The organism is Dyella sp. BiH032 (assembly GCF_031954525.1).
Classification (GTDB): domain Bacteria; phylum Pseudomonadota; class Gammaproteobacteria; order Xanthomonadales; family Rhodanobacteraceae; genus Dyella_D.
The window spans coordinates 3105495-3131820 of record NZ_CP134867.1; the positions used below are offsets into that span (position 1 = coordinate 3105495).

17 protein-coding genes are annotated in these 26326 nt (G+C 67.4%); all 17 read right to left on the minus strand.

The window, feature by feature from the left end:
• Positions 1-124: 124 nt before the first annotated feature.
• Entirely contained in the window at positions 125-1780 is a 1656-nt protein-coding gene (locus RKE25_RS13660; RefSeq protein WP_311838655.1) for an MASE1 domain-containing protein, read from the minus strand.
• A gap of 599 nt (positions 1781-2379) precedes the next feature.
• On the minus strand, positions 2380-3534 hold the full coding sequence (locus tag RKE25_RS13665) for an ABC transporter ATP-binding protein (protein WP_311838656.1): 1155 nt from the start codon (positions 3532-3534) through the stop codon (positions 2380-2382).
• A 9-nt stretch (positions 3535-3543) separates the two neighbouring features.
• Positions 3544-4452, minus strand: a complete 909-nt coding sequence (cysW, locus tag RKE25_RS13670; protein ID WP_311838657.1) for a sulfate ABC transporter permease subunit CysW — start codon at positions 4450-4452, stop codon at positions 3544-3546.
• Positions 4422-5246 carry a sulfate ABC transporter permease subunit CysT gene (gene cysT / locus RKE25_RS13675; protein WP_311838658.1) on the minus strand — a complete coding sequence of 275 codons (825 nt, stop codon included), beginning with the start codon at positions 5244-5246 and terminating at the stop codon, positions 4422-4424. Before cysT ends, cysW begins: the two co-directional genes overlap by 31 nt.
• A gap of 3 nt (positions 5247-5249) precedes the next feature.
• A complete protein-coding gene (locus RKE25_RS13680) occupies positions 5250-6305 on the minus strand; it encodes a sulfate ABC transporter substrate-binding protein (protein ID WP_311838659.1) in 1056 nt (351 codons plus the stop codon).
• A gap of 172 nt (positions 6306-6477) precedes the next feature.
• Positions 6478-8364: a S8 family serine peptidase gene (locus tag RKE25_RS13685; protein ID WP_311838660.1), complete on the minus strand. Its 1887-nt coding sequence runs from the start codon at positions 8362-8364 to the stop codon at positions 6478-6480.
• Positions 8365-8577: 213 nt separating this feature from the next.
• Positions 8578-14064 carry an ESPR-type extended signal peptide-containing protein gene (locus RKE25_RS13690; protein ID WP_311838661.1) on the minus strand — a complete coding sequence of 1829 codons (5487 nt, stop codon included), beginning with the start codon at positions 14062-14064 and terminating at the stop codon, positions 8578-8580.
• A gap of 387 nt (positions 14065-14451) precedes the next feature.
• The gene (locus tag RKE25_RS13695) at positions 14452-15159 is read right to left on the minus strand and encodes a response regulator transcription factor (protein WP_311838662.1); all 708 of its coding nucleotides are present in this window, start codon (positions 15157-15159) and stop codon (positions 14452-14454) included.
• A gap of 279 nt (positions 15160-15438) precedes the next feature.
• A complete protein-coding gene (locus tag RKE25_RS13700) occupies positions 15439-15816 on the minus strand; it encodes an HU family DNA-binding protein (RefSeq protein WP_311838663.1) in 378 nt (125 codons plus the stop codon).
• Between the two features lie 539 nt (positions 15817-16355).
• Positions 16356-17420, minus strand: coding sequence for an IS30 family transposase (locus RKE25_RS13705; protein WP_311838249.1), 1065 nt, complete (start codon positions 17418-17420; stop codon positions 16356-16358).
• Positions 17421-17781: 361 nt separating this feature from the next.
• Complete coding sequence (gene zipA / locus RKE25_RS13710) at positions 17782-18798, minus strand: cell division protein ZipA (RefSeq protein ID WP_311838664.1); 1017 nt, start codon at positions 18796-18798, stop codon at positions 17782-17784.
• Between the two features lie 11 nt (positions 18799-18809).
• Complete coding sequence (gene smc / locus RKE25_RS13715) at positions 18810-22319, minus strand: chromosome segregation protein SMC (protein ID WP_311838665.1); 3510 nt, start codon at positions 22317-22319, stop codon at positions 18810-18812.
• Positions 22320-22466: 147 nt separating this feature from the next.
• Positions 22467-22730, minus strand: a complete 264-nt coding sequence (locus RKE25_RS13720) for a BolA family protein (RefSeq protein WP_311838666.1) — start codon at positions 22728-22730, stop codon at positions 22467-22469.
• A gap of 2 nt (positions 22731-22732) precedes the next feature.
• On the minus strand, positions 22733-23032 hold the full coding sequence (locus tag RKE25_RS13725; RefSeq protein ID WP_311838667.1) for a YciI family protein: 300 nt from the start codon (positions 23030-23032) through the stop codon (positions 22733-22735).
• A gap of 3 nt (positions 23033-23035) precedes the next feature.
• Positions 23036-24556: a lysine--tRNA ligase gene (lysS, locus tag RKE25_RS13730; RefSeq protein WP_311838668.1), complete on the minus strand. Its 1521-nt coding sequence runs from the start codon at positions 24554-24556 to the stop codon at positions 23036-23038.
• A gap of 86 nt (positions 24557-24642) precedes the next feature.
• Positions 24643-25065 (minus strand): hypothetical protein, encoded by a 423-nt coding sequence (locus tag RKE25_RS13735; RefSeq protein WP_311838669.1) that lies wholly within the window; start codon positions 25063-25065, stop codon positions 24643-24645.
• Between the two features lie 67 nt (positions 25066-25132).
• A protein-coding gene (gene prfB, locus RKE25_RS13740; RefSeq protein ID WP_311838670.1) for a peptide chain release factor 2 occupies positions 25133-26258 on the minus strand; the annotation gives its coding sequence in 2 pieces (ribosomal slippage) (positions 25133-26182 and positions 26184-26258; 1125 coding nt in all).
• Positions 26259-26326 lie beyond the last annotated feature (68 nt).

Genomic DNA, 26326 nt, shown 5'->3' on the forward strand with positions numbered 1-26326 from the left:
TGGAGTTCGCAGGCTCACCCCAACCTACACTGCTCGCGCCAGCGCCATACCACCCCAAAAGCAAAAGGGCGAGGAAGCAACGCCCCCTCGCCCCCATCAACACCGATCAATCAACCAGAAAAACTCAGGGCGCAGCCCGCGGCAAATCCGGTCGCGTCGACCGCAACGCATCATGCAGCAGCACCGTGATACGCAAGCCCAGCGGATTCTCCCGCACATGCGCATCGCCACCGTAGATCTGCGCGCGTTCGCGGATCGTCTCGATGCCAAGGCCGCTGGTACCCAGCAGCGACATCGCCTTCTTGCACTGCTCCTGGGCAAGACGCGTCCCGCCATCGGCCGACGAGGCACGGTGGCAATCCATGCGCATCACCACCCAGCGCTGTCCCTGGCTGTGTCCGCCGCGGATCACCAGATCTACGTGACGGGTCGGCTGCCGGCTCAACGCGCAGACCAGCGACTCGCCGGCCAGGCGATACAGCGCCATGTGCACGTCGGACGCCAGATGGTCCAGGTCCTGGCCGATCAGCTCGCATTCGTAGGTGGCGCCCACGGCCGCCGCCGCCATCGCCACTGGGCCTTCGCGCAGCTGCACCGTGGAAGGTTCGCCCTGCTCACGCCACACGCGCGGGTAGAGCGCGTTGGTGAGGCGGTGCATCTCGTGCTGGGCCAGCGCTGCCTGGCGGGAATAAGCCCGCTCCTCGTTGGCGGGAATGCGGTCGCGCAGGCGATCCAGCAGGCGGTTCTGCATGTCGCGCATCGACTGGCGCACCTGCTCCAGCGCTTCGGCGGCGTGCTTCATGCGCTGCTCTTCCTGGTACAGGCCCTGCTGGGCGAGCAGCAGGCCGTATTCGCGGTCGACGCGCTCGCGGTTGGCGACCGCGTTCGTCGTCTCCGGGACGGCCATGCGCTCGCCGAGCATCAGCAGCGTGGAGATCGCGAAGGCGATGATCGCCTGGGCCTGGATCACCGAGGGATCGCGCACGATGGTGGACGTGAGCGCCACGGCGAAGCTCGCCGCAGCGCCGCCGAGGGCCGCGCCCTGCCAGCCATGGCGCAACGTCAGCCAGGCCACCGGCAGGAACATGGCGATCCGGCACACCTGCATCGCATCGGCGTTGCCGCTGGCGTAGCCGAGCCAAGCCAGTGCGGAAAGCGGCAGCACTAGGCTCATGGCGCCGTCGCGCAGCAGCGCACTGTCGCGCAGCGAGGCCAGAGCCGAACCTGGGCGTACGGCGGTAAGCCACGAACGCGCGGCCAGCGCGAGCGGCGTAAGCGTCAGCGCGCCGAGGTAATTACCCAGGAAATAACCGAAGACGATGCGTGCGGTCAGCACCGGCGCCGGCTGTCCGCCAGGCAGGTGCACCGAAGCCAGCGCCGCCACGTTGCCGGCCGTGGTCAGGACCGCGCAGGCCAGTGCCATGGTCAGCATCGGCGAAATGGATATGCGGCCGTCCGCCTGCACGATGGTCATGCGGCGACGGAACCAGGCTACCAGCGGCGCGCAAAGCGCAATGGGCGGAAAGGCGGCGAAGCTCGCCCAGGCCAGGCCGAAGTCGTCGTGGCACAACCAGGCCTGGTAGCCGACGGGAATCGCCTCGCCCACGACGAGCGCGGGCCAGTAGCGCATGGGCACGAGGAGCAACGAAGCAAGCCGCAGACTCGCGGGGAGGTTCCAATTGGAGACCGACACGCTGCGAAGCGCGGCGTACACGGCCGCGTAGACGAGCGCCACCAGCAGGTGACGCCACCACGCGATCCGGATCGTTTCCTCCCGCATAGCCTCCCTCCCCGTCGTCGCCATCATCCTCCGCCCGCCTCTATCGGCCATCACTCGTTGCGTGTGCACCCTGGGCTCTGCGTGGATCGCCCCCGACGCCGCAGGCCCGAAATGAATGATCGGACGAAAAAGCCTGTGCGTTACATCGCCAAACCGGCAAGAAGGAGGCAAGACTCGAAATGTGTGATGCGCCTCACGCTCAGATCGCTCCTTGGGCGGTGGCGTGACGGAAGTCAGGAAGAATCCTCTTGGCCCCGGTGCCCATTTTGCCACGCGTGGCGCGCCAGCGTGCGCAAACTTAGATACCTCTTACCTTTGCCCTAGGTATGAAAGAACCATGCCATGGCGACTGGATAGACCATTGGCCATAGGAATAATTCCGACCGATGCCAACTTCCACCCGTGGAAGCCATCCATCACGCATCAGCTCGCCGGTCGCCAAGCGTTTATGGCGATAAATCCCGCTTGCACGGCGTTCGCAGGAACCTGCCGTATGCCGGCCGGTTCCGTGTAACGCGCATCGAGACGACCGGTAGACAAATGGACGGCCAAAAGCGCCCCTCCGGGGCACTTTGGCCGGGATGCGCCGGGAAAGGGACTCAGGCCTTGCGGTGCAGCCAGGCCGAGAAATCGATGGGATGCGCGTCGGCGGCGCCCTGGCCGGAAACCGTCGGCACGAAACGGTAACGCCGCTGCGGGCCTACGGATTCGAACAGGGTGATCTGCCGCGCGTGCACGCTGACCACGTCGCCGACGGCCAGGGAGCGCGCCGCCACGTCGGCGGCACTCCATTCGGCGTCCAGCGACAAGCCGTCGCCATGCATGGATAGTCTTGCGCGGGTCAGTGGCCCGGCCTGATCCAGGTACTCGATGCGTCCGGACCAGCCGCCACTTCCGCGTGCGGCCAACGCGAGATGCTCGGGGCGCAGCCACGCGTCCACTTCCCGCCCCGCGAATTCCGCCGGCAGCTCACCGGCGAAGGCATGGCCGCCGAGATGGAGGCGATCGCGCTCGACGTGGCCACGCACACGGTTTGCGCGGCCGATGAATCCATGCACGAACGGCGTGGCCGGTTCGCGATAGATCTCCGCCGGCGAACCGATCTGCTCGACATGCCCGTGGTTCATCACCACCACACGGTCGGCCAGCTCCAGCGCCTCTTCCTGATCATGCGTGACGAGTACCGTGGTGAGCCCCAGCGATCGCTGCAGCTCGCGCAGCCAGTGCCGGAGCGTTCCGCGAACCTGGGCGTCCAGGGCGCCGAACGGCTCGTCCAGCAATAGCAGCGACGGCTCGACCGCTAGCGCCCGCGCCAGCGCGACCCGCTGCCGCTGGCCGCCGGACAGCTGCGCGGGATAACGCCGCCCGAGGTCTTCCAGCTGGACACGCCGCAGCAAGGCTTCCACGCGCGCGTCGATCTCGCGCCGCGATGGCCGCCGGGCGCGCGGCCGCACGCGCAGCCCGAACGCCACGTTGTCCGCCACCGTCATGTGCGGAAAGAGCGCGTAGTGCTGGAACACCAGGCCCACTCCGCGATGCTGCACGGGTAAGGCGAGCAGGTCCTGTCCCTCGCGCCATACTTCGCCGCGATCCGGTTCGTCCAGGCCGGCGAGGATGCGCAGCAGCGTGGTCTTGCCTGAGCCGGACGGCCCCAGCAAGGCCACGAATTCGCCATCGGCGATGTCGAGCGAAACGTCGTCCAGCGCAGCGAAGGCGCCGTAGCGACGAGTGAGTTGCCGGATCGAGATGCCCATAGCAGAACGTCAATGCCCTCGGAAGGAATGCGCCAGTTCGTCGCCGTGCCGCCACTCCATCAGCCGCTTGGCCAGCAAGGTCGCCAGCCCCAGGCAGGCCAGCAGGGATGCCAGGGCGAAGGCCGAAGCGATCGCGTCCTGGCTGCCGCCGTTGTAGACCTGGTCCACCTGCAGCGGGAGCGTGTTGGTGAGGCCGGGAAGATGACCCGACACGACCGAGACTGCGCCGAACTCGCCCATGCTGCGGGCCGCGCACAGCAGCACACCGTAGAGCAGCGCCCAACGGATTCGCGGCAAAGTGACGCGGAAGAAGATCTGCCAGCCCCCTGCCCCCAACGTGCGCGCCGCCAGTTCTTCGTCGCTGCCGCGCGCCTGCATCAGGGGCACCAGCTCGCGCGCGACGAAGGGGAATGTCACGAACGCCGTCGCCAGCAGCACGCCCGGCAGGGCGAATACCACGCGAATGCCGTGTGCCTCCAGCCAGCCGCCGAACCAGCCGTGCACGCCGTAGACGAGCACATACACGAGGCCCGCCACCACCGGCGATACCGAGAAAGGCAGGTCGATCCATGCCGAAAGCCACGCCTTGCCGCGAAACCGGTGGTGCGTGAGCAGCCAGGCCGCGGCCAGGCCGAAGAGGGTATTCGCCGGTACGACGATCGCCGTAACGATCAGGGTCAGCCGCACGGCAGTGAGCGCATCCGGATCGGTCAACGCAGCCGCGAAGACGCCCCAACCCTTGGCGAAGGCTTCCGCGAACACGGCCACCAAGGGCAGTACCAGCAAGGCCCCCGTGCACAGCAGGGCCGCGCCGATCAGGAGGGCATGCCGCCATCGACCGTTGCGCGAGCGTGTCCGGGGCATGGAATGCGCGGTCGCGACCATCGTCAGAAGGCTCCGCTCCAGCGCCGGCTCCAACGCTGCAGGCCGTTCACGGCCAACAGCACCAGCAGCGACACGGCGAGCATGACCGCGCCGAGCAAGGCGGCCGGCGCGGTGTCGCCGCCGGTATCGATCTTCTGCACGATCAGCAGCGGGACGATCTCCGTACGCATGGGCAAGTTGCCGGAGATATAGATCACCGAGCCGTATTCCCCCACCGCCCGCGCCAGCGCCAGCGCGAAACCGGTAAGCAGCGCGGGCGCAAGCAGGGGGAGCAGCACGCGGCGGAAGCTTTGCAGGGGCGTGGCGCCGAGCGTGAGGGCTGCCTCTTCCAGCTCGCGTTCCAGGGTCTCGATCACCGGCTGCAGCGTGCGCACCACGAATGGCAGGCCGACGAACACCATCGCCAGCAATACGCCAAGGCGTGTGTAAGCGACTTGCACACCGAGCGGACGCAGCAGGCGACCGGCCCAGCCGTCGGGCACGTACAGTGCCGTGAGCGCGATGCCGGCGACTGCCGTGGGCAGCGCGAACGGCAAGTCCACCAGGGCATCGCACAGCCGCCTCAAGGGAAAGCGGTAGCGCACCAGCACCCAGGCCAGCAGCAAGCCCAGCAGGAGGTCGAGCGCGGCGGCCAGCAAGGCGCCGCCGAACGTCAGCTGCAATGCCATCAGCACACGGCGCGTGCCCAGGTGCGTCCACCATGCGCCCACCCCCAGGCTGGCCGCTTTCCACGCCAGCGCCGCCAGCGGCAGCAGCACGATGCCGCCGAGCCAGGCCAACGTCAGGCCCAGGCTCAGGCCGAATCCGGGCAGCGCGCGCCGGGCCATGCTTCAGCGCCCCGCTTCGCTGATCTGATCGTAGATGCCGCCATCCGCGAAATAGGTCGCCTGCGCCTTACGCCAGTCGCCGAAGCTTTCGGCGAGGGTGAAGATCTTCGCCGGCGGAAACTGCGCGGCGTATCTGGCCGCGACAGCGGTGTCCCGGGGGCGATAGAAATGTTTCGCCACCAGTCCCTGGCCTTCCGGCGAATAGAGGAAGGCAAGGTAGGCCTCCGCCGCGGCGCGGGAGCCATGCTGGGCGACGACCTTGTCGACCACGGCCACGGGCGGTTCGGCCAGGATCGTCAACGAAGGCACCACGACGTCGAACTTGTCCGCGCCCAGTTCCTCCCGCGCCTGCAGCGCCTCGCTCTCCCACGCGATCAGCACGTCGCCGATGCCGCGCTGGACGAAAGTGTTCGTGGCCCCTCGCGCGCCGGTATCGAGCACGGGCACATGACGGTAGAGCTGGGTCACATAAGCCTTGGCGCGTCCGGCATTGCCGCCCGGCTGGCGCAGAGCCCAGCCCCAGGCCGCCAGGAAATTCCAGCGTGCGCCACCGGACGTCTTGGGATTGGGTGTAATGACCTCCACCCCATCGCGAATCAGGTCAGGCCAATCCCGTATCGCCTTGGGGTTGCCCTTGCGCACCAGGAACACCACGGTCGAGGTATAGGGCGTGCTGTGTGCAGGCAAGCGCGATTGCCAGTCCTTCGCCAGCAGCCCGCGATCGGCGAGCACGTCGATGTCCCAGGCCAGCGCGAGGGTGACGACGTCCGCCTCCAGGCCGTCCTGGACCGCTCGCGATTGCTTGCCGGAACCGCCGTTGGACGTGGTGACACGAATATCCTCGCCGGTCTTCTGCTTCCAGGACGCTGCGAAGGCCTTGTCCACTTCCTTGTACAACTCGCGCGTAGGATCGAAGGAGACGTTCAACAGACGGGCGTCGCCAGCGAACACAGCGAACGGCAACGAGGCAAAGCAAAGCGTCAGGATGATCCGGCGCGCGCGCTCGCCGCCTGCCCTCCTGCCCCCGCGCTCGCCTCGCCTGCCGATCGACCAGCCCATGTTTCCGCCCACCCTTGACATATGGATGGAGCAAGGGTGCCCGCCGTGGAAATAGCGGTGAAATGATCCATGCGCATATGGACATGGCCATTTGGCCGTATAAGCTTCCGCTGGCGCGTCGCGATCGGTTCACGACGCGCCAGCGGCTACCTGGCATCAGAAAGATGGATGGTCAGAGACGGTAGGTCGCCAATACGGAGAGTCCGGCAAATGGACGGTCGCTCTTAACGCGGAGGTAATAGGTGTCGGCTGACGGTTCCGAGACGATGACCGCTTCGCTGTTACCCGCCTTTGCCGATACGAAGTCCGCTTCAACGCCGTCTTGCGGCACGGCTCCGGCCTTCACGAACAGCATCACGTCGCCCACACCGGCCATGGTGCGGATGTTCAGATCGAGCGCACCGGCCGGCACCTTGATGCTGTACAGACGCGATCCCCCCGCGGGGGCGGATTGGTTGCCGAGCACGACGCCGCGGCTCAGCTCAGTCACCGGATCCGGTGCCGGACCGCCAGCGAGCGCAAGCTTCACGGCCGCGTTTGCATCGATGATGCCCGCACCGATCGGACGATCCACCGCCACCGGGAATGGCCGCGCGCTTTGCACCAGGATCTGCCGCATCGCATCGGGCGTGGGCATGGCTTCACCGGCATCCTTCAGCGCGCCGTGAACCAGTGCCACGGCGCCGCTCACGTGCGGAGCCGCCATCGAGGTGCCCGCATTGCCGATGTAGCCGGGCTGCTCCGGTACGGTGGCACCAAGATTGATCGCTGACCACACGAAGCCTTCCGGATTGGCGATATCGCCACTGGCGGCATCGTCCTTGAAGATGCCACCGCCGGGCGCGGAGAGAGTAATGAGCGAACCGTAGTTCGAGTAGTACCTCGCGCGCTGGCCCGTGATGCCGTTGGAAGCCACCGCGATCACACCGGGACAGTTGGCAGGCGTGAAATTGGCGACATCGCTGTTGCTGTTGCCCGCAGCCACCACCACCGTGGTGCCTCGCTTGTTGGCCTCGGCAATCGCCTGTGCGGTGACGCTTTGCGAAGCGCAACTGCCCTGGCCGCCGAGGCTGAGGTTGATCACCTGCGCGGGGTGCATGTTATCCGGCACGCCTTCGACATGGCCGCCCGACGCCCACACGATCGCCTCGGCGATATCCGAGCTGCTGCCGCCGCAGTGGCCGAGCACGCGCACCGGCAGCACCTTCGCCCGCGGTGCGACACCGGCCATGCCGGTGCCGTTGCCGGTCAATTCGGCGACGGTGCCGGCGACGTGCGTGCCGTGCCAGGTGCTGTTCCTGCCTTTTCCATCCACCTCGCAAGCGCTCAGCCAGGGCTCCGTGGTTGTCCAATCCCCGAGATCCCAGCCACCCGGCACGCGGCCATCCGCGTCGCGGCCGGACAGGAAGGCGCTGGTGATGAAGTCGTAACCGGCGTCCGCCAGCGAGAGATCGATATCGGGGTGCTGCGTGATGCCCGTATCCAGGACGGCGACGACCACGCCTTCTCCATCGGCGAGATCCCATGCGTCGCTGACGCTCGCGCCGCCCGGCGCACCGCGCAGATGCCATTGGTATTTGGCGTAGTCGGGGTCGTCAGGTTCGGTCGCCTTGATGGCGGTGGGAACGGCTACGTCCCGCACGGGCTGCAGGCGCAGATCGGGTTCGGCGTAAGCCACGGCGGGATCGCTCATCAGCCGCTGGACCAAGGCATCCTGTTCGCCGGGCGACAAGTTGCGGGAGAGCTTGATGAGATGCGCGCCAGTGGCCAGTGTGCGCTGGTAGCTTGCGGCAAGGGGCGCGGCACGGTGGCTGGTCTGTGCGCCGTCGAGTCCGATCGCCGCGATCGCGGCCTGCACGTGTTGCAGGGCCGCAGTCGACACGGTGCGTTCGGTCGCGTCAGTGCGATAACTGACGATGATGCGGTCAATGGATGCCGACGCCGAACGGGCAGGCGGCATCTGCGGTGCGGCCAGGATTTCGCCGGCATGGACCGGCGCAAACGCCAGCGCGAGGGAAACACCCCACACGCTCAGACACATGGAACGGAAAAAAGGCATGGTAATGAAGTCCTCGTATCAGGAAGCCGGCGCCGGAGCGGCGGCGATGGCGACGCTTTGCCGTGTGGACCAGGAAGCGTCGGATTGAAGGAGTTGCCGGACCTCTACGGGAATGCCGTCGGAGGAAGCCCCCGCGGGAACGCTGTTCCCGCGGGGTACTTCACCCATGCCGCCCTTCCCCTCCTCCCGATGCCAGGGAGGGCGGCCGGGTCCTTACCAACCGAAGCTGACGCCGATGGTTCCGCTCGACTCACCACCGCCGGCGACGCTGCCGCCGACCAGCAGTGCGCCATTGCCCGGCAGGCGATGCGCAAATCCCACCGCCAGCGCGCCCTGGCCGCGATAGCCGCCGAGCGCGGCGGAGACGCGGTTGTCGGTACCCGGCGCTGCGGCGATCGCACCGGCCATGCCGGCCATGGCCGAGCCCATCGCGCCCACCCGATTCAGGCGGGTGTTGAGGCCGCTGAAGCGCGTATTCACGTCGGACTTGAAGGCGTCGAAGTCCGAGTTACTGACCAGATTCGCGGTGCGTTCGTCGGTGTACGCCTTGGCATCGTTCAGGGTCTGCTGCGCGGTGGTGTCGGTGTAGGACTGGGCCGTGGCCAGTGCCTCGTCCACCTGGCTGACATTCGCCGCGTCGGTCGGCGCGACACCGCTGGCCACGTTGCCGACCACCGCGGGACCGGAAGCATTGCCGCTGCCCTGGTCCGGTGGCGAAATCGGCTCCGGATCGATCGGGCCTGGCGCAATGGTGTGCCCGCTTTCGAGGTTGTCGACGCGGAAGTCCAGTGAGCTCAAGGCACCATCCACCGCACTGAGCGCATCGCCGACGTTGTAATAGCTGCCGCCTTGAATGGCGTAGACCGGAGCCACCAGGCCACTGGAACTCATGTAAGCGCCGCCACCCAGCATCTGCGCGGTCTGGTCACCCAGCCGATACAGCTGGCCGCCGTTGACCGCGTCCATGCTCGTAGCGCTGAGCGCGCCATCGGCCACATGGCGGAGCTGCGTGCCGCCCTCGCCCGCGAAGGTGACGGATTGCTTGCTTTCATCGTCGTACTTGACCGCGTTGGCGACGTCACCGCCCACACCGCCGATGGCCTCGTTGAGCTGGCCCAGGTTCACCGCATCCGTGTCCTCCGTGCCAGCCGCCACGTGGGTGATCTGTCGCTCGTGTCCCACGCTGCCGACCGATACGGTGTTCGCGCGATCGGCGACCGACCACGCACCGAGCGCGACCGCATTGGCGGCCGTCGCCGAACTCAAATAACCGATGGACACGCTGTCGTCCGCCGAGCCGCGGAAACCTGCGCCGGCGCCGAGAGAAACCGAGTGGCGGCCATCCGCCGTCGCGCCGAGACCTACCGCGACGCTGCTCTCGCCATTGGCCCAGCTGGCCGAACCCAGTGCCAGCGCACCTCTCGCTTCCGCGATGGCACCGCTGAAGCGGATCTGGTTCGACGCATCGTCGACGAAGGCACCCAAGCCGCCGATGGCCACGCCGAAATCCGCGTTCGCCGCAGCGGTCGCGCCGATGGCGATGGCGGTTTGCGCACCGTCGCCGATCAAGGCGCCCACACCGAACGCCATGGAGCCGCTCGAGTTCGGGCCAACATAAGCGGTATAGCCCAGTGCCATGCCGAAGTTCGCGCCCTCGCCCACGAAGCCGCCATTCATGGCCAGCGAGAAATTGCCGTTCGCCGTGGAATCCGCACCCAGCGCCGTGGCGTTCAACGCACCGGCCTGTGCGTTGGCGCCGAACGCCACGCTGCGCTCGCCGAGCGCGCTGCTGCCGTACCCGATCGCCGAACTGTATTCCCCGATGGCATTGGCGCCGCTGCCATAGGCCACGGCGCCCGTGCCCATGGCATAGCTTCCGGCGCCGGCCGCGATGGCGTAGTCGCCATCGGCTTGCGCATCGTCGGTGCCGTCCTGCAGGCCATTGGCCGCGAAATACCGCACGGAACCGGCCACCGAGTCGACCGCTTCGTTGAGCTGTGCCACATTGACCGCATCGGTGTCTTCGGTTCCCGCGGCCACGCCTGCGATCTGGCGCGTCATGCCGGTGAACTCGTTGCCTACTGCGACCACGTTGTCGCGTGCAGTCCACGAATCGCGCCCCAGGGCGACCGAGTTGAAGCCATCGACCACCGCGCGGGCGCCGAGCGCCATGCCGCCCTCGGAGAGCGCGTGAGCGCCGGCACCTAGGGCAATGCTGTGATCGCCTTCGGCGCCCACGGTGCCGCCAGTGCCCAGATCGTCCCGCCCGCCGATGGCGATCGAACCATGGCCTTTGGAGTAAGCGTCGGTACCGACTGCGATGCCATAGCTACCGTCGACGGTGGCCTCCGTACCTAGCGCAGTGCCGCCGAAGGTGCCTGCCGATACGATGGCCCCGGCACCGACGGCCACGCTGCCTCCCTGGGCGACGCTGCCCGCGCCGATGGCGGTCGAACGCCGGCCGTTGGCTTGCGCATCGGAACCGAAGGCGCTGGATTCCTCGAAGCCGCCGGCCCAGCTGCGTGCACCGACAGCCGTACCGCGGTCGGCGATGGCCGTCGCGCCGCTACCGATGGCCACAGCGTCTTCCGCATTCGCCACGGCCGTGTTGCCAAGGGCCAGAGAACCGTTGCCGGTGGCCATCGCGCTCATACCCAGAGCGATCGCGAAGAGCCCGTCGGCAGACGCTCCGGCTCCCATAGCCATGCTTCCGTCGCCCCCTGCGTGGCTGTGTGCGCCGATGGCGACGGCCTGAAGGCCTTCCGCCATGGCATCGTCCGAACCATCGTTGGCGCCGTTCGCGCGGAAGTAGCGGCTGGTGGCTTCCGCACCGGCGACGGCTTCATTCAACTGCGCCACGTTGACGGCGTCCGTGTCCTCGGTGCCTGCGGCGACATGACTGATCTGGCGGTCGATGGCCTGGTGCAGCGAGCCGTCCTCACCGATCCATTCGTCCGCGCCGACCGATACCGTATTGGCACGATCGGCGACCGAGCCCTGTCCAAGGGCCACGCTATTGTCGGCCCGTGCCCTCGAATGCGCGCCGAGGGCCGTGGAGTCGTCGCCGGCGGCCCACGAATTGAAGCCTACCGTCGTACCGCGCAGCCCATCGGCGAGACTTTCGGCGCCGAGGGCCGTGGAGTCGTCGGCGGCGGCCCGCGAGTTGAAACCTACCGCCGTACCGCGCAGCCCATCGGCGAGACTATTGGCGCCGAACGCACTGGCCAAATGCCAGGCCTGTGCGTGATTGCCGACCGCCGTACCCCAGGAATCGGCATAACTGCTCGCACCAAATGCACTGGACCACGCGCCGGCGGAAATGGCGCCAAAACCTACCGCGACGCTTTCCAGGCCGAGCGCCTGGGAGGCGAGACCCAGGCCAACCGATCCCGGCCCTGATGCATCGGCATTCCAGCCGATGGCGATACTTCCCCCTCCTGCCGCGATCGCATGATTGCCAAGCGCCACGGATCCGCCGGTATGAGCCATCGCTTCGTTACCCAGCGCCACACTGGCTTCCCCGCCGGCGTCGGCACCAAAGCCGGCAGCGAGAGAACGAGCGCCCCCGGCTTTCGACACCGCGCCCACCGCGACCGCCTCGCTGCCCGCGCTCGCACCGAACCCGGCCGCGAGGCCGGCACTTTCGGCCGAGCTGTCGGCACCCAGTGCGGTCGCACGCGCGGCCGATGCATCCGCCAGCGAGCCCAATGCCGTGGATTGCTTGCCCGCGCTTGACTCTGGCCCGACCGCGACACTGCCCAGGTAGAACGCGTGAGCCCGGAAGCCCGCTGCGAGCGAATACTGACCCTCCGCCTTGGATTGCGAACCCATCGCCGTGGCGCTGACGTCGTTCGCTTGTGACTGGTCGCCGATGGCCGTCGCACCGAACGCCGCGAAGGAGCCGCGGCCGACCGCCACGCCGGCAGCATCGGCGGTCGCGCCGGCGCCGAAGGCCGCCGCGTTCATGTCTGCACGGCTGTCCACGCCAACGGCTACGGAATCGTCACCCAGCGCCTGGCTTCGGAAGCCGGCCGCCGTCGAACGCAACCCGTGGGCGCGGCTCTCCGAACCGAGCGCGCTGGCCTGGTCGTTCGCCGATGCCAGGCCGCCGAGCGCGACGGCGTTGTCGCCCGCACGGCTCTGCGCACCTACCGCCGTGCCCGCGGAACCGGTCGCCGCACCTTCACCGACCGCGGTACCGAAGTCGGCGGCGCTGCTGCCGTATCCCACCGCCGTGGAAGATTCCGCCAACGCGACGGCGGTGCCGCCGAGCGCCAGGCTCTTCGCACCCTCCGCGCTGGCGCCGATACCCATGGCGGTCGCCGCCCAGCCGCCCGCATAGGACGCCGGTCCGATGGCGACCGCGCCGAACTCCTCGGCCAGCGCGCCCGCGCCGATGGCGATATTCCCGCTGCCGACGGCGGTGCTTTCGTTGCCGATCGCCACGGAGCCATCGCCCACCGACAACGCGTCATGGCCCGTCGCCACGCTGAACTGGCCGATGGCCCTGCTGTACGCGCCAGTGGCGACGCTGGCCTCGCCGTAGCTGAGGGCACTGAATCCCGCAGCCAGGCTGCCATCGCCGAGCGACGTCGCCAGCCCGCCCACGGCGGTCGAGCCGGTGCCGGAAGCCGTGCTCAGTGCGCCCAGCGCGGTGGCGGCCTGCTCTGCATCGGCGATGGCGCTGGCGCCCAGCGCGGTATTGCCGAAGCCCCAGGCTTGCGCGCCCTGACCGATCGCCACGGTCGCATCGGCAACGGCCAAGGCCTCTTGACCGAATGCCGAAGCGCCCAGGCCGATCGCCTTGCTGCCGCTGCCGACAGCGGTGCCATTGCTCATGGCATGGCTGTTGCTGCCCGCAGCCACGGCGCCGTCGCCCTCGGCCATGGCATCGTCGCTCCCGTCCTGCCGGCCGCTGGCCTTGAAGTAGTGTTGTGCTTCGCTGACGCCGTCCGCGACGGCATCCAGCTGCGACTTGTTCACCGCGTCGGTGGCGAGGGTGCCGGCGGCCACGTGGGTGATCTGGCGTTCGGCGCCGTCGCGCCCCACCGACACGGTATTTTCGCGGTCGGCCATCGAACCGGCGCCGAGCGCCACGCTGTTGGTTGCGCTCACGATCGAACGCGCGCCCAAGGCCACGCCATTGGTGGCGGCCTCCAGCACGCGGCTGTCGTAACCGAGCGCGGTGGCCGCATTCGCGCGGGCCTGCGCGTTGGAACCGATGGCCGTGGTGACGGCATCCAGCGCCTGCGCGTTGGCGCCCAGGGCGGTGCTGTTGGTGCCCTGGGCGTTGGCGTTGTGGCCGAACGCGGAAGCGCTGATGCGCGCCGCGCGGGCATGCGCACCAAAGGCGCTGGCCGCATCCGCGTCGGCGGATGCGCCGTTGCCGATCGCGGTAGCGTCACGACCGGCGGTGCTGGCGCCGCCATCGGCATAGCTGCCATCGGTGCCTGGCTCCCCGCGTGCCTCCTTCGCGCGGATCACTTCGACCACGCCGTCGGCGGCCGTCGCGCCGATCGCACGATCCTCCGCCAGCGCATGACCGCCTGCGCACAGACCACCAGCCGCGACCATCGCGGCAGCGAGGCGCCTGCGCAGACTCCGGCCCGCCGAACCCTTGCCGCGGACGCGGGCGAACTCGGATGCCACTACCAGCATGCCAAGCGACTTGTTCCATACCTTGCTGTAAATCCGATTCATTGCGAGCTCCGTGTTGCCGCGGAACGGATGGAGCAGTGCCCAGGGCACCACCCATCCGCGGATGCCGCATCCGTGGCGTCGACGACGTCCAGGCGGTAGCGGACCGGCGCGCGCTAGCACGCCCGGCACGGAGCTTTGACGAGTGCATGGCAGCGATCACGCACGCTTTCCAACCGAAGCTAACGGTGACTTTGCGTCATGCCTGATCGCGGAAAGTATCTGCGCCCGGGCGAAACGCCGACACAGCGAGGGGAAGAAGAGAGCGCCACCCGACGTGGCGCGTTACTTCGGAGCCGGAGAGAAACTCACCTTCCAGGCAAAAGATGAACGCACTTTCCAATACTTCTGATAACGACCGAGGAGAATCCGTAGCTGAGCTTTGACCCGTCAACCGGAAGCACAGCCATTCGTCGCACCTCTCACGAAGACGTAGCCCGTGCCGCGGACCGTAACCAGCGGCAGCACGTCGATGCCCTGCTCTTTCGCCTTGCGCCGCAAGCGATAGATGAGCATTTCCAGGCGATGAGGGTCGAACTCGTGAATGTCGTCGTGAAGCGCCGCGATCAAGGCGTCCCGCGACACGGTCGCCCCATGCGCCTCGAACAGCTGACGCAACACGCCGCGCTCGGAAGGTGACAGGGGAACGGCGATGCCTTCCGGTGAAACGAGGTTCCAGTCGTCGACAGCCAGGTGCCACTCGCCTGCCGTGGTTCGTTCCGTCATCCGCGGGGCCGCCTCGTCCTGCGGCTCAGGCGCTGTCGATCGCGTGGCCAGGCGACGGCCCAGGCTATGCAAGCTGGCGGCAAGCACGGCGAGGGCCGAGGGCTTGCGCAGGTAGAGATCGGCGCCGGCCATCATCGCGCGAACCTGATCATCGCTTTCGAGGCTACCGGTAAGCACGACGATGCCGATCGTCGAGCACTCCCGCAGATAGCGCGTGGTCGACACGCCGTCTTCGCCGGGCAGCCCCAGGTCGAGCACCACCATGTCGAACGGCTTGGCGACCATGTGTCGGTAGAGATCGGCGGCGCGCTCCATGCCGATCGCATCGAAACCGAACTGCGCGAGCCCCGGCACGATGATGCCTTCGCGCAACGCCTGGTCATCCTCCACCACGGCCACACGCCAAGGGCGGGACGCAAGCCCTACCAACTTCGCCGAAGAAATGACTGACATGCGCGACGAACACCTTTGCGAGTGTCGCCGGACCTTAGCAGGGGGCGCTTACCGCGCCACAAGCAAATGGCCGTCCATATGAGAAGAAGCGCCATGCGTGCGACCTGTTCGGCGCGCATATTCCGAGAGCTGCGCGCTACAGGCACAAAAAAACGCGGCGACTTGCGTCACCGCGTTCTCTTCCTCCGCGGGCTGGAATCAGCCGACGGCGGCGTCCTTCAGCTTCTTCAGCGGACGGATCTTCACCTTCACCGTGGCCGGCTTGGCGGCGAACCACTGCTCTTCCTTGGTGAAGGGGTTGATGCCCTTGCGCTTCGGCTTGGCAGGCACGTTGACCGCCGTGATCTTCAGAAGACCCGGCAGCGTGAACGAGCCATGGCCCTTCTTGTGGACCGAGCCAGCCACGGCATGCTCGAGCGAAGCCAGCACGGCGCGCACGTCCTTGGCCACGACACCGCTGGCCTCAGCGATGTGGGCGACCAGCCCGGACTTGCTCAGAGCATCCTTGATCGGCTTAAGAGCGGCCGGCTTGGCGGCAGCCTTGGCGGTGGTCTTCTTGGCGGCTTTCTTGGCCATACATTCCCCGTAGTTTTGATGGGTTTGGTTGGAACCTGTGCCTTTCGGCAGGTGGAATGTATGGCAAGCGAGCGGTGCCGCCAAGACGCAAACGCATAAATGTGTCTTACGGCATGGTCTTTTTGGCGTGTCCGTCGCGGTCGGGGGCTGTTTTTCAGGGAAAAACGGCGGACGGGCTGGCGGAATGGGTGTTTTTTTGGGGAGGGGTGTATCGCCTGAAGTGGCGCGTTCGCGAGCACCCGCCCCTCATCCCGCCTTCTCCCCGGAGGGGGAGAAGGAGAAGTGCGGTACCGCGGCAAGTAAAAAGCAAGAGCGAGCAAAGCGACGCTCCGTGTGGCTCTTGATCTCCCGGGTTCCCTTCGCGGCGGTGAGGGCTGGACGATCAGGCCGCCCAAGGCGGGCGGGGACAGGACGTCCCCGCCTTTTTGATCAGGGCATGGATGCCCTGTCAAAAAGCCCGGCCAGCCCTCAACGCACCCGCAGCAGCGAAGGCTACGGAGGGCGCCGCGCAGGGGGCCCTTCTTCTTGGTTAGGCGGTGTCAATCTAGAAGTGCATCATCGATGGCCTGAGCGAGGTCATCGTGCCCCATGGCACGCATGAACATCTCCGCCGGACAGTGGTAGCCCAAGGTGGCTCGGGGCCGAAGGTTCATCTCCTGAGCGATGGCATCCAGCGCTCGCTGGCTATGCACGGACAGATCGGTGCCTTTAGGGAGGTACTGCCGCAGCAGGCCGTTGGTGTTTTCGCAGATGCCCCGCTGCCAGGGGCTGCGCGGATCGGCGAAATAAATGCTCAAGCCGGTACGTTCGGACAAGGTCTTGTACAGCGCCATTTCCTTGCCCTGGTCATAGGTCAGTGTCTGGCGAAGCTCCGGCGGCACGCCCTGGAAGGCGCGACTGAAGCCCTCCAGCGCCTCCTGGGCCGAACACCCCTTCATCTTGACCAGCTTCAGGAACAAAGTGCGTCGATCCACCAGCACCCCCACCGACGATCGGTTACGCGCCCCCTTGAGGAAGTCGCCTTCCCAATGGCCTGGTAACAGGCGCTCGTTGGCCTCCGGCGGGCGGTCATGAATACTCGGCAGATCCTGCATGCGGCCGCGCCGGTTCGCCCCTTGGCCACGCGGACGGCGTGCGCACTTGTGTTGGCGCAGCAAGGCCACCAGCTCACGCCGCAGTTCGCCACGCGGCATGGCATAAATCGCGGTGTAGATCGTCTCATGGGACACGTGTTTGGCCGGCTCGTCAGGATGCTGCCGGCGCAGTGTGCGGCTCACTTCTTGCGGTGACCAGCGGCGCGCTAACAGCTGGCGCACCAGGGGCCACAAGACCCCATCACGATGTAGCTTGCGCCGTCGGCGTGCCTTGCGCGCGAGCCGTCGAGCCCGCGCACCGGCACGGCGGGCGTCATAGCCAAGTGTCGGACGACCCATGCGCGGACGCTCCGCCGGTTCGCGGTGCCCATTACGCGCCAATTCCCGGGAAATCGTGCTAGCCGAACGGCCTAGCAGCCGTGCCAGCTGCCGAGCGCTCTCGCCGCGTGCCTTGCCCACCATGATCGCGCCCCGTTCTTCGGCGCTCAGATGGCTGTAATGCTGTCCCATGCATCACCGTGTCGTGGGGGTGGTGCACTTGATGTTAGAGACCGCCTTACTTCTTCTTGGGCAAGCAAGAAGAAGTAACTCGCGCTCCGGCAGGAGAGCGAAACCCTCGCCCCGTGAGGGGCGAGACAAAACGGCCGACCACCTCACGATCACCGAGTGGCGTCGCCACCGGACGACTCGCTACGCGCGCCCCTTCGAGGCCGCCCTCCGGGCGTTCTCCACGCTATGCGCTCCGTCCGGCCCTCGCCCCCTTTTCGGGGTACGCCGGAATGACGAGGATGAGAGGGCGGGTCGCCCCTTAGCGCGCGTTGGGGCTCGCAAGCTCACCCCAACCTACCGCCAGCCATGGAGGCACAGCGCATCAGCGCCCGAAGATGATTTCCTTCCCCTCGTGGTCGCGATCCCATCCCCGCAACTCATCCCGGATATGGGCGATCCGCTGCCGCCCCAGCGCATTGCGCTCCTCGTCCAGCACCTGGCCATCCAGCAGCTCGGCCAGCCGCTGCGCGGTCGGCAGCATCGCATCCCAGGCGTCCAGCGCCGGGACGGGCGCCGGCAGGGTCATGAAGAAACTCAGGCCCGGCGTGCGCAGCGCTTCCAGCCGGGACAAATCGAAATTGCCGGGCTTGAGCATGTTGGCCACGCTGAAGATCGGGCCGTGTTCGCGCTTGCCATCCAGCAGACGGTGATAGATGCCCATGTCGCCGAATTCAAGGCCGGCCTTCTCGGCGGCCACAATGAGGTCGGGACCATGGAACACGGAGCCCTCCCGCGCGACCACGAACAGCGTCACGATGCGTTCCACCGGCATCTGCGCGGGACGCCGGCCGACATCCGAACGGGCCTGCACGCGCGGCGCGGCGGGCGCCGGGGCCGGTGCGGGCTCGGCAGCGGGCGCCTGCGCGGGTGCGCGCGGAGCGGGTTCGGCCGCCGGCGCGGGGACGTGTCCCTGCGCAGCCAGGAACTGCTCCGGCGGTGCGCGCAGTGCTTCCACGATGGATGCGGCGGCGCCCATCGGCTTGCTCACCGGGGCGGGCGCGACGCGTTCGTTCGACAGCGTCGCGCCGAGCTTTTTCAGCTCCTCGCGCAGGCCCATGTCCAGTTCGCCCTGGCGAGGCTTCGGCTCGTCGAGCGGATCGAGGCGGAAGTCGTCGCGCGCGCTGACGTGCGGGACGTCATCCTCGGCGACGTCGACGTCGCCGAAGGTCGGCTCCCGCCGCTCCTCGCCAGCCGGCGCGGCCGGCATGCGGCGACGGCCCTGCTCTTTCCTGGGCTGGCCGAACAGCCAGATCAGGCCGAGCACGATCACGCCCACAATGAGCAGCGGAATGCCGACCGCCGGGTTCCAGGCGAAGGCGAGCACGGGTTGCATGGTCATGTGGGGGGTCCTCAGGCTGCGCCGGCGAGTTTGGCCGCTTCGGCCAGGTCCACCTGCACCAGGCGCGACACGCCGGGTTCGCGCATGGTGACGCCGCAGAGCTGCGACGCGGCCTCCATGGTGGCCTTGTTGTGGCTGACGAAGATGAACTGCACCTTCTCGCTCATCTCCTTCACCATGTTGGAGAAGCGCCCGACGTTGGCTTCGTCCAGCGGCGCGTCCACCTCGTCCAGCAGGCAGAACGGCGCGGGGTTCAGGCCGAAGATCGAGAACACCAGCGAAACCGCGGTGAGCGCCTTCTCGCCGCCGGACAGCAGCGAGATGTTGGACACGCGCTTGCCGGGCGGGCGCGCCATGATGGCGACGCCGGTGTCGAGCAGGTCGTCGCCGGTCAGTTCCAGGTAGGCGTGGCCGCCGCCGAACAGGCGCGGGAACAGCTCCTGCACACCGGCGTTGACGCGGTCGAAGGTTTCCTTGAAGCGCTGGCGGGTTTCGCGGTCGATCTTCTTGATCGCGCCTTCCAGCGTTTCCATGGCGCTGGTGAGGTCGGCCAGCTGGTTATCCAGGTAGGTCTTGCGCTCGCTCTGCTCGGCGTGCTCCTGGATCGCGGCCAGGTTGACCGGTTCCAGGCGCTGGATCTTCTGCCCGATGTCGGTGAGCGCGCCGCGCCACTGGCTGGCATCGGCGTCTTCCGGCAGTTCGGCGAGCAACGGCTCCAGTTCCAGGCCGGAAGCGGCGATGGCCTCGGCGAGCTGCTGCGCGCGCAACTGCAACGCCTGCGCGGCGAGGCGCTTCTCGGAGAGCTTCTCGCGCAGCGCGTTGAGGCTCTGCTCGATGCGCTGGCGCTCCTGCTCCAGGCGGCGGAATTCGCCGTCGCAGTCCTCCAGCGCGCGGCGCGCCTCGACCAGTTGCTTGTCGACCAGCAGGCGCTGGTCGAGATAGGTCTGGCGCTCGGCTTCGAGTTCGGCGATGGGATCGGAACCGGCGGCGAGCTGGTCGGCGATTTCCGTGCGGCGAGACTCGATCTGGCGGATCTGCGTCTCCATGCGCGCCAGCGCCTGCTCCAGCGAGGTCAGCGAGGAGCGCTTGGATTCGAGCGACAGCGCGAGGGCATGCGCCTGGTCGGCGGCCTCGCGGGCATTCATGCGCGCTTCCTCGCGGGCCTCGAGCAAGGCGCGGCGCTCGTTCTCCAGCTCGCGGCGCTGGTCTTCGAGGTCGCCCATGTGGTTGACCGATTCGTCCAGGCGGGCGCGCGCATCGCGCGTCTGCGTCTGCAGCTCGTCGAGCTGGTTGATGATCTCGCCCAGTTCGCCGGCCACTTTCTCGGCGCGCGCACGGGCGGTTTCCATCTTGCCGCGATGGCTCTGCAACTGGCCGGCGAGTTCGGACTGGCGGCGATGCGCGTTGTACAGCTCGCGCTGGGCGTCGTCGCGCGCGCGTTCGGCTTCGAACTTGCGGGTGCGCAGGTCGTCGAGCTGGCCGGTGGCTTCTTCGATGCGCGCTTCCAGCGTGTCGATCTGCTCGGCCAGCAGGCGCATCTCGCGTTCGCGGGCCAGGATGCCGACCTGGTTGCCCTGGGCACGGCGCACGCGCGCCCAGCCCGGGCCGAGCCACTCGCCCGAGCGGGTCATCACGGACTGGTACGGCGCCATGGCGGACAGCCCGGCAACGCGCTGGTGCGCTTCGTCCAGGTTCTCGGCGGTGAGCACGTGGCTCAGGATGGCCACTGCCGCGGCCGGACCGCGCACGTGGGCGGCCAGCGTGCCGGCAGTGTTGGCGCCGCCCTCGGCTGCGTCGAGCAACGCGAGGTCGGCGTCCTTGAGGTCGCCGAAGTCCTTCGCGAAGTCGTGGGCGCCATCCACCAGCACGGCATCGAGAAAACCGGCAAGCGCGGTTTCCACGGCGGTTTCCCAACCGGCTTCCACCTGCAGGGATTCGCCGAGGCGGCGCGACTTGTCCAAGCCCAGGCGGGACAGCCAGCCGCTGGCGGCGCTTTCCTCCTGGCCCAGCGCGGCATGCTGCAGCGCCTCCAGCGAGGCTTGGCGGCCGCGCGCGGTCTGCAGCTGCTGGCGGGCCTCGTTGAGCGAGGCCTGCACCTGGCGCTCTTCGTCCAGCACCTTTTCATAGGCGAGCTTGTGCTGGTCGAGCATGCCGCCGAGCGTTTCGACGCGCTCGCGCTGGGTGTCGTGCTCGCCCTGCAATTGTTCGAAAGACGCGTCGAGCGCATCGACGTCGGTGGCCTTCTGCTCGGTCTCCAGCGCCTCGCGGCGCTTGGACAGGTCGATGGATTGGCGATCCAGGTAGGCCAGCTTGGTGCGTTCCACCTCGGCAGCGCGGCTCGCCTCGCCGGCGGTGCGCGTGTACGCATCCCAGCGCTGCTGCCAGTCGGCCAGCTTGGTTTCGGTATCGCGCTGGGCGTCGGAGGTATCGTCCTGCATCTGCTGCAGGGCTTCGAGCTTCGGCTCGCCCTCGGCCAGCGCCATGCGCAGCGTTTCGATCTGTTCGCGGTCCGTCGCGATATGCGCGGCCAGTGCCTCATGCTCGCGCTCGGCCTCGCCCTGGGCGCGCTGCAGGCGTTCGGCGGTTTCGCGGTTGAAGCGCACTTGCTGCTCGACGCGGGCGATCTCCGCGCCGACCTTGTAGACCTCGCCCTGCACCTGGTTGAGGTGCTCGCTGGCGCCGGTGTGGCGCTCGCGCACGCTTTCCAACTGCGCTTCGACGTGGCGTTGCTCGGCCACGCGCTTTTCGATCTCCACCTCGGCGGCGGACAGGCCGGCGCCCTCGCCGTCGTGCTGGCTCTTCAGGCCGCGGTATTCCAGCGCGCGCAGTTCGGCTTCCTTGCGGGTCTGCTCTTCCTTCAGCGCCTTCCAGCGTTCGGCGGCGCGGGCCTGGCGGTTGAGGTGTTCGAGCTGCTTGTCCACTTCATCGCGCACGTCCTTCACGCGATCGAGGTTCTCGCGGGTGGATTTGATGCGGCTCTCGGTCTCCTTGCGGCGCTCCTTGTACTTGGAGATGCCGGCGGCTTCCTCCAGGTGGACGCGCAGCTCTTCCGGCGCGGCTTCCACGATCTGGCTGATCATGCCCTGCTCGATGATCGAGTAGCTGCGCGGCCCCAGGCCGGTGCCTAGGAAAAGATCGGTGATGTCGCGGCGCCGGCAGCGTGCGCCATTGAGGAAGTACGCCGACTGGCCGTCTCGGGTGACCTGGCGCTTCACCGAGATCTCGGCGTACTGGCCGTACTCGCCCTGGATGGTGCCGTCGCTGTTGTCGAAGATCAGCTCGACGGTCGCCTGCCCCACCGGCTTGCGCGAGTTGGAGCCGGAGAAGATGACGTCGGTGAGCGAGTCGCCGCGCAGGCGGCTGGCCGCGCTCTCGCCCATCACCCAGCGGATGGCGTCGATGATGTTGGACTTGCCGCAGCCGTTCGGCCCCACCACGCCGGTCATGTTGGTCGGCAGGTGAAGGGTGGTCGGATCGACGAACGACTTGAAGCCGGCGAGTTTGATCGTGGTCAGGCGCATGCGGAATCCGCGGCAGCTCTACGGGAAAGGCCCGGCGAATACGGGGCGATGGGGCACTGTGCCAAACGCGGGGCGGGGTCGCAATGCGCGGCAGCAGCTGGACATGGCGTGAAGAATACGCCCCATGTCCGTGTTCCCGAAAGAGTTTTATGTGTCCGGCGGTCGCGCGTCGATGGACAAGGCATGGATGCCGTTGTCCATCAGCCCTTCCAGGGCCGCGTAGATCATGCGATGGCGCTTGAGCGGCGGCTTGCCGGCGAACACCGGACTGACGATGCGCACGTGGAAATGGCCCTTGCCTTCATTGGCGTGGCCGGCGTGCTTGTGCCCTTCGTCGAGCACTTCCAGCTCGACCGGGGCGAGCGCGGCCTGCAGGCGCTCGCGGATCTGGGCGGCCATCGAGGCATTCATGGTTACGGCAGCACTTTGCGGAAGGGTTTGACCGAGACCGAAGCATAAACCCCAGCCGCCACATAGGGATCGGCGTCGGCCCAGGCCTTCGCGGCTTCGAGCGAGGCGAACTCGGCCACGATCAGGCTGCCGCTGAAACCCGCGCTGCCGGGGTCTTCCGCGTCGATCGCCGGAAAGGGGCCGGCCAGCAGCATGCGGCCTTCGGCCTGCAACTGCTGCAGGCGGGCCAGATGGGCCGGACGCGCGGACAGGCGCTTCTCCAGCGAATCGGGAACATCGGTGCCGACGATGGCGTACCACATGACTCAGGCCTCCGGGCGCATGTACGGGAACAGCAGCACGTCGCGGATCGACACGGATCCGGTCAACAGCATCACCAGCCGGTCGATGCCGATGCCCAGGCCGCCGGTGGGCGGCAGGCCGACTTCGAGGGCGCGGATGTAGTCCGCGTCGAAGTGCATGGCCTCGTCGTCGCCGGCGTCCTTGGCGGCCACCTGGGCGCGGAAGCGTGCTTCCTGGTCTTCGGGATCGTTCAACTCGGAGAACCCGTTGGCCAGTTCCTTGCCGTTGATGAACAGTTCGAAGCGGTCGGTGATGCCTTTGTCGGTGTCGCTCTCGCGCGCAAGCGGCGAGACTTCGACCGGATGCTGGGTGATGAAGGTCGGCTGGATCAGGGTGTGCTCGACGGTCTTCTCGAAGATCTCCAGCAGCAGCTTGCCCCAGCCGTAACCGTCCTTGACCTGGCAGCCCAGGCGCCTGGCGTGCGCGGCCATGGCGGCGCGATCGCGCAGCTCTTCGCGGCGGATCTCGGGGTTGTGCTCCAGCACCGCGTCTTCCATTGACCAGCGGCGGAAGGCCGGGCCCAGGTCGATGTCAGCGCCTTCCCACTGGATCTGCGTGGTACCGATCACGTTCTGCGCGGTATCGCGGATCACCGCCTCGGTGAGGTCCATGATCTCGGTGTACGTGGCATACGCCTGGTACAGCTCGAGCATGGTGAATTCGGGATTGTGCCGGGTGGACACGCCCTCGTTGCGGAAATTGCGGTTGATCTCGTACACGCGGTCGAAGCCGCCGACCACCAGGCGCTTCAGGTACAGCTCCGGTGCCACGCGCAGGTACAGGTCGATGTCCAGCGCGTTGTGATGCGTGATAAACGGCTTGGCCGTGGCACCGCCGGGGATGATCTGCATCATCGGCGTCTCCACCTCCATGAAGCGGCGCGGCTCGGCTTCCAGCCACTTGCGGATGAAGCCGATGATCTTCGAGCGCAGCAGGAAGGTGCGGCGCGCTTCCTCAGTGACGATCAGGTCGACGTAGCGCTGGCGGTAGCGCTGTTCGACGTCGGCCAGTCCGTGGAACTTGTCAGGCAGCGGGCGCAGGCTTTTGGTGAGCAGGCGCAGGCTTTCCACCTTGACCGACAGCTCGCCGGTCTTGGTGCGCATCAGCACGCCTTCGGCGCCGACGATGTCGCCCGCGTCCCAGCCCTTGAAGGCATCGTAGGTGTCCTCGCCCACCGTGCCCTGGTGGATGAACAGCTGGATGCGGCCGGTCATGTCCTGCATCTGCACGAAGCTGACTTTGCCTTGCACGCGCTTGAGCACGATACGGCCAGCCACCTTCACGCGACGCGCCAGCGCATCGATCGCTTCGGCCGTATGCGTGTCCTTGTCGGCGTATTCGGCCTGCAGGTCGCCCGCGAACGCGTCGACCTTGAAATCATTCGGGAACGCGATGCCCTGCCCGCGCAGCGCTTTGAGTTTTTCGCGGCGCTCGGCGATCAGCTTGTTCTCATCGACGGGCAGGTTCTCGATCGGTTCGCTCATGGGTTTTCCGTAGCTGCACGCGTCCGCGCCGAGGGGCGGACGCTTCTTCGTTGATCTTGTGATGGCGGTGCCCGCGGCACCGCCCCTCAGTCGCTTTTGCCGAACACTTTCTTGGCCGCGTCCTTGGTCGCGTCCCAGCCTTCGCGGGCACCGTGCCCGATCGTCTGGCCGACTTCCTTGGCGCCGTGGCCGACTTTCACGCCGGCATCCCGCGCGCCGTGGCCGACCGCCACCCCGGCGTCCCGCGCGCCATGGCCGACCTTGACGCCTACGTCCCTGGCACCGTGCCCGACTTTGACGCCGGCGTCCCTGGCGCCATGACCGACCTCGACCGCTGCGTCCTTGGTCGCGTGGCCGACGTCGCGGCCCGCTTCGCCGACCGCATGGCCGGCGGACTTGGCGTCCTGCTTGATGCCTTGCCCCGTGCTTTCCTGTGCATTCGCGGCGCTGGCGCAAAGAGCCAACGCCATCCCGGCGATCAGGATCCGGAAGGTCTTGCTGCGGTTCATGCGGACGCCTCCTGGTGGGTCTGGCACATCGGCTGGTGAAGAGGATGGACTGGCGCTTGCCCGGCGATTACGCGTCGACGCGCTTGGCGCCAGCATCCAGGCCGGCTTTCAGGCTGGCCTCGACGAATTCGTCCAGGTCGCCGTCCAGCACTTTCTGCGTATCCGAGCGCTCGACGCCGGTGCGCAGGTCCTTGATGCGGCTTTGGTCGAGCACGTAGTTGCGGATCTGGCTGCCCCAGCCGATGTCGGACTTGGTCGCTTCCAGCGCGTCCTTCTCGGCATTGCGCTTCTGCAGCTCGATCTCGTACAGCTTGGCCTTCAGCATCTTCATCGCGCGGTCGCGGTTGGCATGCTGGCTGCGTTCGGTCTGGCAAGCCACCACCACGCCCGAAGGCACGTGGGTGATACGCACCGCGGACTCGGTCTTGTTGACGTGCTGGCCGCCCGCGCCGGAGGAGCGATAGACGTCGGTCTTCAAGTCCGCTGGATTGATCTCGATGTCGATGTCGTCGTCGACTTCCGGCGACACGAACACCGAGGTGAAGCTGGTGTGGCGGCGGTTGTCGGAATCGAACGGGCTCTTGCGCACCAGGCGGTGCACGCCGATCTCGGTCTTCAGCCAGCCATAGGCGTAGTCGCCTTCCACGCGGAACGTGGCGGACTTGATGCCGGCCACGTCGCCGCCGCTGGCCTCGAGCAGCTCGGTCTTCCAGCCGCGCGACTCGCACCAGCGCAGGTACATGCGCAGCAGCATCTCGGCCCAGTCCTGCGCCTCGGTGCCACCGGCGCCGGCCTGGATGTCCACGAAGGCGTTGGTGGCGTCCATCTTGCCGGAGAACATGCGCTGGAATTCCAGCTTGCTCACCTGCGCATCGAGCTTGTCGAGGTCGGCGACGATGGATTGCACGGTGGCTTCGTCGTTGTCGGCGACGGCCATCTCCAGCAGATCGGCCGAATCGGCCAGGCCGGCGGTCAGCGAGTCGATGCCGCTGACGATGGTGTCCAGGCGGGCGCGTTCGCGGCCCAGTTCCTGCGCCCGCGGCGGATCGTCCCAGACGTTGGGGCTTTCCAGCTCCCGGCTTACTTCTTCGAGACGCTCACGCTTGGTGGCGTAGTCAAAGATACCCCCTAAGCGATTCGACGCGGCCCTTGAGGTCCGCGATCTTCGCAAGGATCGGATTGGTTTCGATCATGGATGGATGTGGCTTGGAAATGGCCCGAAAGGATAGCAGGCGAGGCGCTTTCGCGGGTAGGTTGAGCG